Genomic DNA, 13151 nt, shown 5'->3' on the forward strand with positions numbered 1-13151 from the left:
TCATTTTCCAACCGTAGAACCCGGCAGATCAATGCGTTAGCATTGATCGAGAGGGGCACCCCGGCGGCACGAACGTGCCGCCGGGGTGAGACGGCAAACAGAAAGGCGAACCCGCGCGATGCTGGCCTACATCATCCGCCGTCTGCTGCTGATCATCCCGACGCTGTTCGGGATCATGGTCATCAATTTTCTGATCGTGCAGATCGCCCCCGGCGGTCCCATCGAGCAGATGATCGCCCGCGTCCAGGGCACCGCGGTGGAGGCGACCGCCCGCATCGGCGGCACCGGCGGCGGCGAGACCGGCGGTCCGGCGGCGCAGCAGGCCCAGGGCGGCGACGCCGGCAGCCGCTACCGCGGCGCCCAGGGGCTGGACCCGGAATTCATCAAGCAGCTCGAACGCGAGTTCGGCTTCGACAAGCCGCTGCACGAGCGCTTCATCCACATGATGTCGAACTACCTGATGTTCGACTTCGGCAAGAGCTACTTCCGCGACCGCAGCGTCGTCGATCTGGTGATCGAGAAGATGCCGGTGTCGATCTCGCTGGGCATCTGGACGACGTTGATCGTCTATCTGGTGTCGATCCCGCTGGGCATCGCCAAGGCGGTGCGCGACGGCCAGCCCTTCGACGTCTGGACCTCCGGCGTGGTCATCGTCGGCTACGCCATCCCCAGCTTCCTGTTCGCCGTGCTGCTGATCGTCGTCTTCGCCGGCGGGCGCTATTTCGACCTGTTCCCGCTGAGGGGGCTGGTGTCGGACAACTGGGCGAGCCTGCCCTGGTGGCGGCAGATCCTGGACTACATGTGGCACATGGTGCTGCCGGTGCTGTCCATGGTGATCGGCGGCTTCGCCGGCCTGACCATGCTGACCAAGAACTCCTTCCTGGAGGAGATCAACAAGCAGTATGTCGTCACCGCCCGCGCCAAGGGGCTGGCGGAGCGGCGGGTGCTCTACGGCCACATCTTCCGCAACGCCATGCTGATCGTCATCGCCGGCTTCCCCGGCGCCTTCATCGGCATCCTGTTCACCGGCGCCCTGCTGATCGAGGTGATCTTCTCGCTGGACGGTCTGGGGCTGCTGGGCTTCGAGGCGGCGATCAACCGCGACTATCCGGTGATGTTCGGCACGCTGTATTTCTTCACGCTGCTGGGGCTCATCATGAACCTCGTCGGCGACGTGACCTACGTCGCCGTCGATCCCCGCATCGACTTCGAAGCGCGGAGGGTGTGATGGGAAGCTTTGCGCTTTCGACGCGTGCTCCCTCTCCCCTCTGGGGAGAGGGTTGGGGTGAGGGGGTTGCGCATTTGCCGCACGCACCGCCACGCTCAACCCCCTCACCCTCCCCTCTCCCCAGAGGGGAGAGGGCAAATGCCCGTCGGGAGGGCCATGCATGACCGGCGACCGCTTCCTCGGCATGCGCGTGACGCCGCTGACCCGGCGACGGCTGGCGAATTTCCGGGCGAACCGGCGGGGCTTCTGGTCCTTCTGGATCTTCCTGGTGCTGTTCACCCTGTCGCTGGGCGCGGAGTTCATCGCGAACGACCGCCCGCTGCTCATCAAGTACGACAACGCGCTCTACTGGCCCGTCTTCACCGCCTACCCGGAGACCACCTTCGGCGGCGAGTTCGAGACGGAGACCGACTACCGCGACCCCTATGTGCGCCAGCTGATCGAGGAAAAGGGCTGGATCGTCTGGCCGCCGATCCCCTACGGCTACCGCACCATCAACTACAACCTGCCGGTTCCCGCCCCGGCCCCGCCGTCCGCCGACAACTGGCTGGGCACCGACGACCAGGGGCGCGACGTGACGGCGCGGCTGATCTACGGCTTCCGCATCTCGGTGCTGTTCGGGCTGGTGCTGACCGCCTTCTCCTCGGTCGTCGGCATCATGGCGGGGGCGGTGCAGGGCTATTTCGGCGGCATCACCGACCTGCTGTTCCAGCGCTTCATCGAGATCTGGCAGGGCCTGCCCACCCTGTTCCTGCTCATCATCCTGTCCAGCGTGGTGACGCCGAACTTCTGGTGGCTGCTCGGGCTGCTGCTGCTGTTCTCCTGGACCTCGCTGGTCCATGTGGTGCGGGCGGAGTTCCTGCGGGCGCGCAACTTCGACTATGTGCGCGCCGCCCGCGCGCTGGGCGCCACCGACGCGACGATCATGGTGCGCCACGTGCTGCCCAACGCGATGGTGGCGACGCTGACCTTCCTGCCCTTCATCCTCAACGGCTCGATCACCACCCTGACCGCGCTGGACTTCCTGGGCTTCGGCCTGCCCCCCGGCTCCCCCTCGCTGGGCGAGCTGCTGGCCCAGGGCAAGGCGAACCTCCAGGCGCCCTGGCTGGGCCTGACCGCCTTCTTCGTGCTGGCGATCATGCTGAGCCTGCTGATCTTCATCGGCGAGGCGGTGCGCGACGCCTTCGACCCGCGCAAGACCATCGGCCAGCTCTCCACCGCCACCGGAACCGCCAACGAGGCGGCGGCGGTGGCGCAGAAGGCCGCGGAATGAGCGCCCTTCTTGACGGGCTGCCGGTCCGCAGCCATTCTGTAGGCAAATTCACTACATTTGGTGCGCGTCTCATGGAAGAAGCTGTTTCCGCTGCCGAGGCCAACCGGAACTTCTCCCAAATCCTCCGCAGCGTGAAGGAAGGGCACAGCTATGTCGTGACCTCCCATGGGACACCGGTTGCCCGGATCGTTCCCACCAAGCGGAGCAGCGCGCTGTCCGATGCCGCCAAGTCCACATTGATGGCACGGCTGAGGACGCAGCCGGTGCAGATCGTCGGTCCGCGCTGGAGCCGCGACGAGCTGTACGAGGAGTGAGCATGCGCGTCGCCCTCGATACGAACCTGCTCATCTACGCCGAGGGCGTCGCCTTCCTGCCATCCGACACGCACAAGCCGGCGGTGGTCCACGATCTGCTGGACGCCGTTCCCGCGGAGGACGTCGTTGTTCCAGCCCAGGTTCTGGGGGAGCTGTACCGCGTGCTCACCGGAAAGGCCAAACGCCCGGCGACCGAGGTCCGCACCGCGATCCTGAACTGGTGCGATCTCTACACACCGGTGGACACCACCGCCGCCGTGATGATGGCGGCGATCGATCTGGCGGCAATCCATCGATTGTCGATCTGGGACAGCGTCGTCCTGTCGGCTGCTGCGGAGTCCGGCTGCCGTCTGATGCTGTCGGAAGACATGCAAGACGGCTTCACATGGCGCGGCCTGACCGTCGTCAACCCGTTTTCCGCCACGCCGCACCCCCTGCTGTCGGCTCTGCTCGCCGGCAAGCCGGCCTCCTAGGATGGAAACCATGACCGCGACCGACGATCTCCTCTCCGTCCGCAACCTCCATGTCGAGTTCCGCTCGGGCGGCGGGGCGATGCACGCGGTGAAGGGCGTGTCCTTCGACATCGCCAAGGGAGAGACCCTGGCGCTGGTCGGCGAGTCCGGGTCGGGCAAGTCGGTCACCGCCCTGTCGATCCTGCAACTGCTGCCCTACCCCATGGCCCGCCACCCGCATGGCTCCATCCGCTTTCGCGGGACCGAGCTGGTGGGGGCGGAGGAGAAGGTGCTGCGCGACGTGCGCGGCGACCGCATCGCCATGATCTTCCAGGAGCCGATGACCTCGCTGAATCCGCTGCACAGCATCGAGCGGCAGATCAACGAGACGCTGTTCCTGCACAAGGGCCTGTCCCGCGCCGCCGCGCGCAAGCGCACGCTGGAGCTGCTGCGGCTGGTCGGGTTGCCCAACCCGGAAAAGCGGCTGAACGCCTACCCGCACGAGCTGTCGGGCGGCCAGCGCCAGCGCGTGATGATCGCCATGGCGCTCGCCAACGAGCCCGACCTGCTGATCGCCGACGAGCCGACCACCGCGCTGGACGTGACCATCCAGGCCCAGATCCTGGAGCTGCTGAAGGACCTCCAGCGCCGCTTCGGCATGGCGCTGCTGCTCATCACCCACGACCTGGGCGTGGTGCGCAAGATGGCCGACCGGGTCTGCGTGATGAACCAGGGGGAGATCGTCGAGCAGGCCGAAGTGGCCGACATCTTCGCCCGCCCGCAGCACGCTTACACGCGCAAGCTCCTGGCCGCGGAGCCGAAGGGTGACCCGCTGACCCCGCCTGCCGACGCGCCGGAGATCATGGCCGCCGACAACCTCAAGGTCTGGTTCCCCATCAAGAAGGGCCTGCTGCGCCGCACCGTCGATCACGTCCGCGCCGTGGACGGTGTGTCGGTCAACGTGCGGCAGGGGCATACGGTCGGGGTGGTCGGCGAGTCCGGTTCCGGCAAGACGACGCTGGGGCTGGCCCTGCTGCGCCTGCACGCCAGCGAGGGGGCGATCCGCTTCGACGGCAAGGACATCCAGGGCTGGCAGGCGAAGAAGCTGCGCGGGCTGCGCCGGGAGATGCAGGTGGTCTTCCAGGACCCCTACGGCAGCCTGTCGCCCCGCCTGTCGGTCGGCCAGATCATCGGCGAGGGGCTGACGATCCACGGCATCGGCTCCGGCGCCGAACGCGACGCCATGGTGGCGAAGGCGCTGGAGGAAGTGGGGCTCGACGCCTCCAGCCGCCACCGCTACCCGCACGAGTTCTCCGGCGGCCAGCGCCAGCGCATCGCCATCGCCCGCGCCCTGGTGCTGAAGCCGAAATTCGTCGTTCTGGACGAGCCGACCAGCGCGCTCGACATGTCGGTGCAGGCGCAGATCGTCGATCTGCTGCGCGACATCCAGGCGCGCAACAACCTCGCCTATCTCTTCATCAGCCACGACCTGCGGGTGGTGCGGGCGCTCAGCAGCCACGTCATCGTCATGAAGGACGGCAAGGTGGTGGAGCAGGGCCCGACCCGCCGCATCTTCGAGGAGCCGCGGGAGGAGTACACCCGCGCCCTGCTCGCCGCCGCCCTGAACCTGGAAGCCGTCAAGTCCGACGCCGTGCGGATGTAGCGGTCCGCGGGCGCTTCGCCTTCGTGTTGCCGGACGGCGCCTTCGCGGATGTCCGCCCCGGCACCGTCACCTCGCGCCATTCCCCCGGCGCCAGACCGTCCAGCGTCCAGTCGCCGATGGACCAGCGGATCAGCCGCAGGGTCGGGAAGCCGACCGCGGCGGTCATGCGGCGCACCTGCCGGTTCCGCCCCTCCCGCAGGGTCAAGGCGATCCAGCTCGTCGGGATGGCGGCACGGAAGCGCACGGGCGGGTCGCGCGGCCACAGGCCGTCCGGCTCCTCCATCCGGCGGGCCTCGGCGGGCAGGGTTGGGCCGTCGTTGAGCGTCACCCCGTCGCGCAGGCGCTGCAACGCCTCCTCGGTCGGGATGCCCTCCACCTGCACCCAATAGGTCTTGGGCAGCTTGTGCTTCGGCGAGGCGATGCGGGCGATCAGCGCGCCGTCGTCGCTCAGCGCCAGCAACCCCTCGCTGTCGCGGTCCAGCCGCCCGGCGGCGTAGACTCCTTTCACCGGGACATGGTCGGCCAGCGTCGGGCGCCCCTGCTCATCAGTGAATTGCGGCAGCACGCCATAGGGCTTGTTCAGCAGGATCAGACGGGGCACGGTTGGCTCGGAAGGGTTCGACGACGAACAATAACATTACAGGGGGTTGCACCGTGACGCTGCTTTTCTGCTCCACCACCGACCGGTCCGACCGCTGGCTGAGCGAGCTGGACGCCCGCCTGCCCGGCCTGGAGGTGCGGGTGTGGCCCGAGATGGGGGACCCGGCGGACATCGAGATGGCGCTGGTGTGGAAGCCGCCGCACGGGCTGCTCGCCACCCTGCCGAACCTGAAGCTGATCGTGTCGCTGGGCGCCGGGGTGGAATCGCTGCTGCTCGACCCCACCTTGCCCGACGTGCCGCTGGTCCGCATGGTGTCGGAAGGGCTGACCGTGGACATGGCCGGTTATGTGGCGCTCCAGGTGCTGCGCTGGCACCGGCTTCTCGACGAGTACAAGGCGCTCCAGCAGGCCGGGCGGTGGGAGCCGCTGGACCCCTGCCCGGCGTCGGAGGTGAACGTCGGCATCCTGGGCCTGGGCGAGCTGGGCATGGCCTCGGCGAAGACGCTGCTGAGCATGGACTACCGCGTGCTGGGTTGGAGCCGGACTCCGAAGGCGCTGCCGGGGGTGGAGAGCTTTTCCGGACCCGACGGGCTGGCGGCGATGCTCGGGCAATGCGACCTGCTGGTCTGCCTGCTGCCGCTGACGGCGGAGACACGCGGCCTGCTGAACCGCAAGCTGTTCGCCGCCCTGCCCAAGGGGGCAGTGGTCGTCAACGCCGCGCGCGGCGGGCATCTGGTGGAGGACGATCTGCTGGAAGCGCTGGAGAGCGGGCACATCGCCGGGGCCAGCCTGGACGTGTTCGCGGAGGAACCGCTGCCCGCCGGCCATCCCTTCTGGACCCACCCGAAGGTGCATGTGACGCCGCACGTCGCCGCCATCACCCACCCGTCGCGCTCCGCCGCGGTGGTGGCCGACGCGATCACCGCGTTCCGCGAAGGCCGTCCGCTGCCGAACCTCGTGGACCGCAGCCAGGGCTACTGAAAACGACGGCGGTCAGGCAGGCACCGCCACAGGGTTGGAGGCGCCCAACTGCGCCTCCAGCCGCGCCTTGGCGGAGGCGGCCACCTCCTCCTCGGCGCGGATGACCGCCATGTCCTCCGGCGCCACGGCGCCCGCCGCGACGACCAGCTCGGCGAAGTCGGACAGGAAGACGCTGCCCTTCACGGTGCGCTGGACCAGCACGCTGCGCTTGTCCTCGACGTCGCGCTTGCGCTTGATGAAGCCGAGCAGCGACAGCCGGTCGAGCGCGCGGGTCACCGCGGGCTTGGAGATGTCCAGAGTCGCCGCCAGACCGCGCACGGTGTGCGGCGGATCGGTCAGATAGACCTGGAGCATGATGGCCATCTGCCGCGCCGACAGATCCGGCCCGTCCTGCCGGACGCTGGCGATCAGAGCCGTCCGCCACAGGCCGAGCGCTTTCAGGTTCCGTGCCATGTTTTCCCCCCGCGTGCCGCGTCCCTTGCCCCCAAAGGCCCCCGCATTCGGGACGCGCGGCGAAGGAGTGTCCCCCAACCCGGCCCGGACAGGCAAGCGTTTCGCAACCGGATCGATCGGTCAGGGTGTCGCGGGTGGGGGAATGTGTCGGGGAAAGCGGAGCTTGGCCCCCACCCTAACCCTCTCCCGCTGCGCAGGGGAGGGAACTCCGCTGGCTCTGAACATGGCCCTCCCCTGCACAGCGGGGGAGGGAGGGGACCCATGCGCGAGCATGGGGAGGGTGGGGGCTCCTCGTCGGGAGCCCGCTCAGTAGATCAACTCGTTCTCGCCGCTGCCTTCGGAGATGACGATTTCGCCGCGGGCCGCCAGGTCCTTGGCGAGCTGGACCATGTACATCTGGGATTCGTCCACCTCGCGGACGCGGACCGGCCCCATGGCGGCCATGTCCTCGCGCAGGATCTTCGCCGCGCGTTCCGACATGTTGGAGAAGAACAGGTCCTTCAGCGTCTCCGACGCGCCCTTCAGGGCGGTGGCGAGTTTCTGCTTGTCGACGCTGCGCAGCAGGGCCTGGACGCCGGAGGGATCGAGCTTGGACAGGTCCTCGAAGGTGAACATCAGCGACTTGATGCGCTCGGCGCTGTCGCGGTTGCGCTCCTCCAGGGCGGCCATGAAGCGGTGTTCGGTCGTGCGGTCCAGGCCGTTGAAGATTTCCGCCAGCATCTCGTGGCTGTCGCGGCGGCTGGTGCGGGCGAGGTTGGTCATGAACTCGGTGCGCAGCGTGCGCTCCACGTCGTCCAGAACCTCCTTCTGCACGGCCTCCATACGCAGCATGCGCATGATGACCTCCATCGCGAAGCTTTCCGGCAGCTGGGTCAGCACGCGGCCGGCGTGTTCCGGGCGGATCTTGGACAGAACCACCGCCACGGTCTGCGGGTACTCGTTCTTCAGGTAGTTGGACAGGACCGACTCGTTGACGTTGGCCAGCTTGTCCCACATGGTGCGGCCGGCGGGACCACGGATCTCCTCCATGATGGAGTCGACCTTGTCCTTGGGCAGCGTCTTCAGCAGCAGGCGTTCGGTGGAGTCGAAGGAGCCGACCAGCGAGCCGGTGGCCGACATCTGCTCCGCGAATTCGACGAACAGGCGCTCGATCAGGTTGGCGGAGACGGTGCCGAGGTTCGCCATCACCTGCGACAGCTCCTTGATCTCCTCGTCGTCCATCATCGCGAACAGCTTGGACGAATGCTCCTCGCCCAGCGCCAGCATCAGAATGGCCGCCTTCTCCGGACCGGTGAGGGTGCGATAATCCTCACGAACCTTCAGCGCCATGTGTCCGCCTCCAAAAACCCGGCCGGCACCCGAGTCCACCGGTCCTACCCGAAGGTTTTAGTCCTTTCCGAATCGGCACGCCACCCCCGCGACGCCCGCGGGGGTGACAATTTTAACCATATGCCGGATGTTGCTCCGTTCTATCACCCGAACCGCTTGGCGATGACCGCATAGGCCGCGCGCAGGCCCAGCGCCTCGCCGCCTTCCGGGCGGCCGGGGCGGGCGCCGCTGTTCCAGGCGAAGGTGTCGAGATGCGCCCAGGGCGTGTCCTTCGACACGAATTCCTGGAGGAACAGCCCGGCGGTGATCGCCCCGGCCATGCCGTTGCTGGTCACGTTGTTGAGGTCGGCCACCTTGCTGTCCAGCCCCTTGCGGTAGGGCGCCCACAGCGGCAGGCGCCACAGCGGGTCGCCCTGCTCCTCGCCGGCGGCCAACAGGTCGTCGGCGAGAGCGTCGTCGTTGGCGAACAGCGCCGGCAGGTCCGGCCCCAGCGCGACGCGGGCGGCCCCGGTCAGGGTGGCGAAGTCGATCAGCAGGGCGGGCTTCTCCGAATCCGCCTCGGCCAGCGCGTCACACAGGATCAGCCGCCCTTCGGCGTCGGTGTTGCCGACCTCCACGCTCAGGCCCTTGCGCGTCTTCAGCACATCCATCGGCTTGAAGGCGTTGCCGGAGATCACGTTCTCCACCGCCGGAACCAGCACGCGCAGCCGCACCGGCAGCCCCGCCATCATCACCATGCGGCCCAGCGCCAGCGCGTGCGCGGCGCCGCCCATGTCCTTCTTCATCAGCAGCATGCCCGACGACGGCTTGATGTCCAGCCCGCCGCTGTCGAAGCAGACACCCTTGCCGACGATGGTCACCTTCGGGTGCGCCGGGTTGCCCCAGCGCAGGTCGATCAGCCGCGGCGCCCGCGGGCTGGCCCGGCCCACCGCGTGGATGGCCGGATAGTCGCGGTCGAGCAGGTCGTCGCCGACGATGACGTCCAGCCCGGCCTCGAATTCCTCCGCCACGGCATGGGCCACCTCGGCCAGTTCCGCCGGGCCGAGGTCGTTGGCCGGGGTGTTCACGAGGTCGCGCAGCAGGTAGGTCGCGGTGGCGGTGCGCTGCACCTCGCCCTGGTCGGCGTGCTTGGGCCAGACGAGGTTGGCGAAGACCTTGTCCGACGCCTTGTAGCGCCCGAAGCGGTAGCTGCCGAGCGCCCAGCCCAGCGCCAGACGGGTCGCGGCGCGGCGGTCGAGCGCGGCGTCCACCGCCTCGTCCAGCCGGTAGTTCCCCGGCGGCAGGCCGGCGGGCAGGCCGGCGAGGCCCCACAGGTCGTCCAGCGCCGACACGCCGGCCAGCACGCGGGCGATCGCCCCGCCCTCCCCCGGCAGGAAGGCCGTCGAACCGGCCTCCGCCGTGAAGTTCACGGCCTTCACCCAAGCCGCGGTGGCGGGCGGCTGACCCTCCAGCCACGTGGCGAGGCCGGCCTTGTTCAGCGGGGTGATGGTCACGGTGCCGGGGCCGGCCGTGGCGAGCAGGGTGGCGAGCAAGGTGGGCGTCCTTCGTCAGGAAACGGAAACAGTGATGGAAAGCATGGCGCGCCGGGGCGTCCCTGAAAAGGGGGATTGCGTTCGACAGGCCCTCTCCCGCGGGAGAGGGCTGGGCTTGCCGCAAGGTCGCGAGGCAGGCATGCTCCGCCTCCCCCTCCCTTCGCGACCGAGGCGCACCCATGGACGACCTGACGCTGGTCATCGGCAACAAGGCTTTCTCATCCTGGTCCCTGCGGCCCTGGCTGACGTTGAAGCGGACGGGCCGGCCGTTCCGGGAGATCGTCATCCCGCTGCGCCAGCCCGACACCGCGGCCCGCATCGCGGAGCATTCGCCCTCGGGCCGGGTGCCCTGCCTGCGGCACGGCGACCGGGTGATCTGGGATTCGTTGGCGATCTGCGAGTATCTGGCGGAGTCCTTCCCCGAGGCCGCCCTCTGGCCGGCGGACGCCCATACCCGCGCCGTGGCGCGTTCGGTCTCGGCGGAGATGCATTCGGGCTTCGCCGCTCTGCGCACCCACATGTCCATGGACCTCAAGGCGTTCCGCCCCGGCGTGGGCCGCAACGCCGAGAGCGAGGCCGACATCGCCCGCGTCTTCGCCCTGTGGCGCGACGCACGGTCCCGCTTCGGGGCGGGTGGCCCCTTCCTGTTCGGCGGCTTCTCCATCGCCGACGCCATGTACGCGCCGGTGGTGACGCGCCTCATCACCTACGGGGTGGAGATGGACGGGCTGTGCGGCGCCTACGCGCGGGCGGTGATGGAACTGCCGGCCATGGCGGAGTGGGTGGCGGCCGCCGAGGCGGAGCCGTGGGACCTCTACGCCGACGAACGGACCATCTGACGCGCGGAAGGGATCAGGGCGTCGGCCCTCCCGTCGGTTCGTTGGCGGCGTTGCCGATCAGGCCGACCTCGCGGTAATAGCGCTCGGCGCCCGGATGCAGTGGGACCGAGACGTTGGCGACCGCCTTGGTGGCGTCGAAGCTGCGCCCCTTGGGGTGGCCCTCGATCAGCAGGCGGCGGGTGTTCTCGTGCCACAGCGCCTTGGTGACGCCATGGATCAGGGCGGGGTCGCGGTCGGCGCGGACCAGCAGTTCCGCCCCCACCCCCAGCGTGTGAATCTCCGGCACGCCGGGGTAGGTGTCGGCGGGGATGGTCTGGTCCATGTAGAAGCGCTGGCGGATGCGCAGCCGGGCGGCCATCTCGCCGTCCAGCGGGATCAGGCGGATCGGCTCGCGGTTCGCCACGTCGGTGACCGCCGCCACCGGGAAGCCGCCGACCATGAAGAAGGCGTCCAGTTCCTTCTTGGCCAACCGGTCCGCCGCCGTGCCCGGCTTCAGGTAGGCCGGGGGCCGCAACTCCGCCTCCTTCACGCCGAAGGCGTCGAGGATCGCCCGCGCCTCCACCAGCACGCCGGACCCCTCCTCGCCCAGCGAGACGGCCTTGCCCTTCAGGTCGGCCACGCCGTGCAGGTCGCTGTCGGCGCGCACGACGAGCTGGATCGCCTCCGCGTAGAGCATGCCGATGGAGCGCAGCCCCTCGAAGGGTGCCTTGCCGTGGAAGATGCCCGACCCGGTGTAGGCCCAATAGGCGATGTCGGCCTGGGACATTCCGGCCTCGATCGCGCCGGAGCGCAGCAGCTCGATGTTCTCCACCGAGCCGAGCGTGGCCTGCGCCACCGCGATCAGCCCCGGCACGCCGCAGCTTCCCCCGCGGTCGCAGGGGCGGGAGCCGGGCGGGTTGGAGATGGCGTTGGCGATCAGCCCGCCGATCGGGAAATAGGTGCCCGACGTGGTGCCCGTGCCGATCCGGAAATAGCGGATGTCCTGCGCCGCAGCACCCCTTGGCAGAAGGCCGAGCAGAGCGCCTCCCGCGACGCCAGCGAGGACCTGACGGCGGCTGGGAAGACCTTCGGGGGAAAGGCGGGGGTTGGGTCCTGCGCGCGGCACCGGCGGGTCCACCTTTCCTGTTGGCCAGCCGTTCCGGCGGCGTGGGCCATCGGCGGCGTGTTGTTGGACACGCTCTTACAAGAATACCCGCAGCCGGGCTTTTTCAAGGCGTCGGAGGCTTAAAAGACGCCCGCCAGATCAAGAACCCCGGCGAGTGCTACCGCGCCGCCACACATTTGCACCACACGGCCCGACGCCGCCTGCCCCAGCGCCACCGACAGGCCCAACCCGGCGCCGATGACCAGCAGCACGCCGGACGACAGCCCCGCCCAGAACAGCGGCCCGCCCATGTGCACATAGCCGTGGAAGGCCCCCGCCGCGGCGACCGTCAGAACGCCCAGGGCCAACGGCGCCTTCAGCCCGACGGCGACCAGCCCGCCCATCAGGATCAGCGACGCCGACAGTCCTTCCGCGGCGTAGGGCAGCCGAATGCCGATCTGCGCGGCCAGCCCGGCGGCCAGCACCGCGGTCAGCGCCGCCACCGGAAGCTGCCAGACGGAGGCACCGCCGTTCTGCCCGCTCCACAGTCCGATGGCGAGGAAGCCCAGCAAATGCTGAAGCACCCACACGGGCTCGGTCAGGCCGGTGCCGAACGGCCCGGTCACCGTCATCCGCGCCAGCGCGGGCGCGGCCCCGGCGCCGATCAGCAGAAGCGCTAAGAGAACCGCCCGGATCGCCACCATCCCCTACCCCTTTTCCCCAACGTCTTTGCGCAGCACCGGGCCGGTATGGCCGCTGCGCGGGGTGGGGTCAAGTGACCAGAGCCGAGAGCTTTAGAAGCTGGGCATCAGTAACCCAAGGGGCCGGGGCCGTACTGGCGGAGGTCCTGCTGCTTGCGGAGCAGGTCGCGCTGCTGCAGCGGGTCAAGCCGGCCCATGGCGTCGTCGGTGCGCAGCCGGTCGACCTCCGGGCTCATCAGGTCGCGCTTGGCGCGGTCGGTCAGCCCCTGGGTGGAGCCCGGCGCCGGCAGGGCGGGCGTGGCCGGCTGGTCGATGGGCGGCGGCGGCGGTGACGAACTGCCGCGGCGACGGACCGGAGGCGGCTGGTTGGGCGCCTGCGAGGCGTCGGAGAGCTTCTGCGGCGGGGTGGGTGGAGGTTCCGGCGCAGGGGTGGTCGGGCGGACGTTCTCCTCCGCCTGGATCTGGCGGAGCGTCTTCAGCCCGCCGCTTTGTGCGGCCGCCGGCGGCGCCGCCTGGGCCCGCCCCGGCATCTCGTCGTGCACCTCGGTCGCGCAGGCCCCCAGCGCGAGGGCGGCGAGCGCGACGGCGACGGGCAGGAGCGCGGCGGTGGGCGCGGCGGTGGGGCGGATCGGTGTCATACCAACCATGTCGTGCCCCGCGGAGGCGTGACAAGACCCCCTGTCCATCTCCCTCTTCCTGGTC

General features: G+C 69.3%; 14 protein-coding genes. 7 read left to right on the top strand and 7 right to left on the bottom strand.

The window, feature by feature from the left end:
- The first annotated feature begins 118 nt into the window (after positions 1 to 118).
- The 5 genes from JJL56_RS10020 to JJL56_RS10040 all read left to right on the top strand — a co-directional run bounded on the left by JJL56_RS10020 (position 119) and on the right by JJL56_RS10040 (position 4930).
- Positions 119 to 1228 carry a microcin C ABC transporter permease YejB gene (locus JJL56_RS10020; RefSeq protein WP_200485053.1) on the top strand — a complete coding sequence of 370 codons (1110 nt, stop codon included), beginning with the start codon at positions 119 to 121 and terminating at the stop codon, positions 1226 to 1228.
- 160 nt (positions 1229 to 1388) lie between these two features.
- Positions 1389 to 2501, top strand: a complete 1113-nt coding sequence (locus JJL56_RS10025; protein ID WP_247891006.1) for an ABC transporter permease — start codon at positions 1389 to 1391, stop codon at positions 2499 to 2501.
- Positions 2498 to 2815, top strand: a complete 318-nt coding sequence (locus JJL56_RS10030) for a type II toxin-antitoxin system Phd/YefM family antitoxin (RefSeq protein WP_247889393.1) — start codon at positions 2498 to 2500, stop codon at positions 2813 to 2815. The genes JJL56_RS10025 and JJL56_RS10030 overlap by 4 nt, the downstream gene beginning before the upstream one ends.
- A 2-nt stretch (positions 2816 to 2817) precedes the next feature.
- Positions 2818 to 3288, top strand: coding sequence for a PIN domain-containing protein (locus JJL56_RS10035; protein ID WP_145625166.1), 471 nt, complete (start codon positions 2818 to 2820; stop codon positions 3286 to 3288).
- A 10-nt stretch (positions 3289 to 3298) separates the two neighbouring features.
- Entirely contained in the window at positions 3299 to 4930 is a 1632-nt protein-coding gene (locus JJL56_RS10040; RefSeq protein ID WP_425599126.1) for an ABC transporter ATP-binding protein, read from the top strand.
- Here JJL56_RS10040 and JJL56_RS10045 read toward each other — a convergent pair.
- Positions 4905 to 5531 carry a pseudouridine synthase gene (locus tag JJL56_RS10045; RefSeq protein WP_200485055.1) on the bottom strand — a complete coding sequence of 209 codons (627 nt, stop codon included), beginning with the start codon at positions 5529 to 5531 and terminating at the stop codon, positions 4905 to 4907. The genes JJL56_RS10040 and JJL56_RS10045 overlap by 26 nt on opposite strands.
- Before the next feature lie 53 nt (positions 5532 to 5584).
- On the opposite strand from JJL56_RS10045, the gene JJL56_RS10050 reads away from it, so the two are divergent.
- Positions 5585 to 6511 carry an NAD(P)-dependent oxidoreductase gene (locus JJL56_RS10050; protein ID WP_200485056.1) on the top strand — a complete coding sequence of 309 codons (927 nt, stop codon included), beginning with the start codon at positions 5585 to 5587 and terminating at the stop codon, positions 6509 to 6511.
- A 12-nt stretch (positions 6512 to 6523) separates the two neighbouring features.
- On the opposite strand, the gene JJL56_RS10055 is transcribed toward JJL56_RS10050, so the two are convergent.
- The 3 genes from JJL56_RS10055 to JJL56_RS10065 form a co-directional block, all read right to left on the bottom strand.
- Positions 6524 to 6964 carry a MarR family transcriptional regulator gene (locus JJL56_RS10055; protein WP_145625174.1) on the bottom strand — a complete coding sequence of 147 codons (441 nt, stop codon included), beginning with the start codon at positions 6962 to 6964 and terminating at the stop codon, positions 6524 to 6526.
- 306 nt (positions 6965 to 7270) lie between these two features.
- The gene (fliG, locus tag JJL56_RS10060) at positions 7271 to 8293 is read right to left on the bottom strand and encodes a flagellar motor switch protein FliG (RefSeq protein ID WP_014239388.1); all 1023 of its coding nucleotides are present in this window, start codon (positions 8291 to 8293) and stop codon (positions 7271 to 7273) included.
- Positions 8294 to 8436: 143 nt separating this feature from the next.
- The gene (locus tag JJL56_RS10065) at positions 8437 to 9825 is read right to left on the bottom strand and encodes a leucyl aminopeptidase family protein (RefSeq protein WP_200485057.1); all 1389 of its coding nucleotides are present in this window, start codon (positions 9823 to 9825) and stop codon (positions 8437 to 8439) included.
- 179 nt (positions 9826 to 10004) lie between these two features.
- Here JJL56_RS10065 and JJL56_RS10070 point away from each other — a divergent pair, with 179 nt between their 5' ends.
- Positions 10005 to 10664 carry a glutathione S-transferase family protein gene (locus tag JJL56_RS10070; RefSeq protein ID WP_145625180.1) on the top strand — a complete coding sequence of 220 codons (660 nt, stop codon included), beginning with the start codon at positions 10005 to 10007 and terminating at the stop codon, positions 10662 to 10664.
- A 13-nt stretch (positions 10665 to 10677) separates the two neighbouring features.
- Here JJL56_RS10070 and JJL56_RS10075 read toward each other — a convergent pair whose 3' ends face one another.
- The 3 genes from JJL56_RS10075 to JJL56_RS10085 form a co-directional block, all read right to left on the bottom strand.
- Positions 10678 to 11769, bottom strand: coding sequence for a TAXI family TRAP transporter solute-binding subunit (locus JJL56_RS10075; protein ID WP_145625182.1), 1092 nt, complete (start codon positions 11767 to 11769; stop codon positions 10678 to 10680).
- Between the two features lie 119 nt (positions 11770 to 11888).
- Positions 11889 to 12452 carry a HupE/UreJ family protein gene (locus JJL56_RS10080; RefSeq protein ID WP_200485058.1) on the bottom strand — a complete coding sequence of 188 codons (564 nt, stop codon included), beginning with the start codon at positions 12450 to 12452 and terminating at the stop codon, positions 11889 to 11891.
- A 104-nt stretch (positions 12453 to 12556) separates the two neighbouring features.
- The gene (locus JJL56_RS10085) at positions 12557 to 13087 is read right to left on the bottom strand and encodes a hypothetical protein (RefSeq protein WP_200485059.1); all 531 of its coding nucleotides are present in this window, start codon (positions 13085 to 13087) and stop codon (positions 12557 to 12559) included.
- Positions 13088 to 13151: the final 64 nt, after the last annotated feature.

Source organism: Azospirillum aestuarii, assembly GCF_016632405.1.
GTDB lineage: Bacteria > Pseudomonadota > Alphaproteobacteria > Azospirillales > Azospirillaceae > Azospirillum > Azospirillum aestuarii.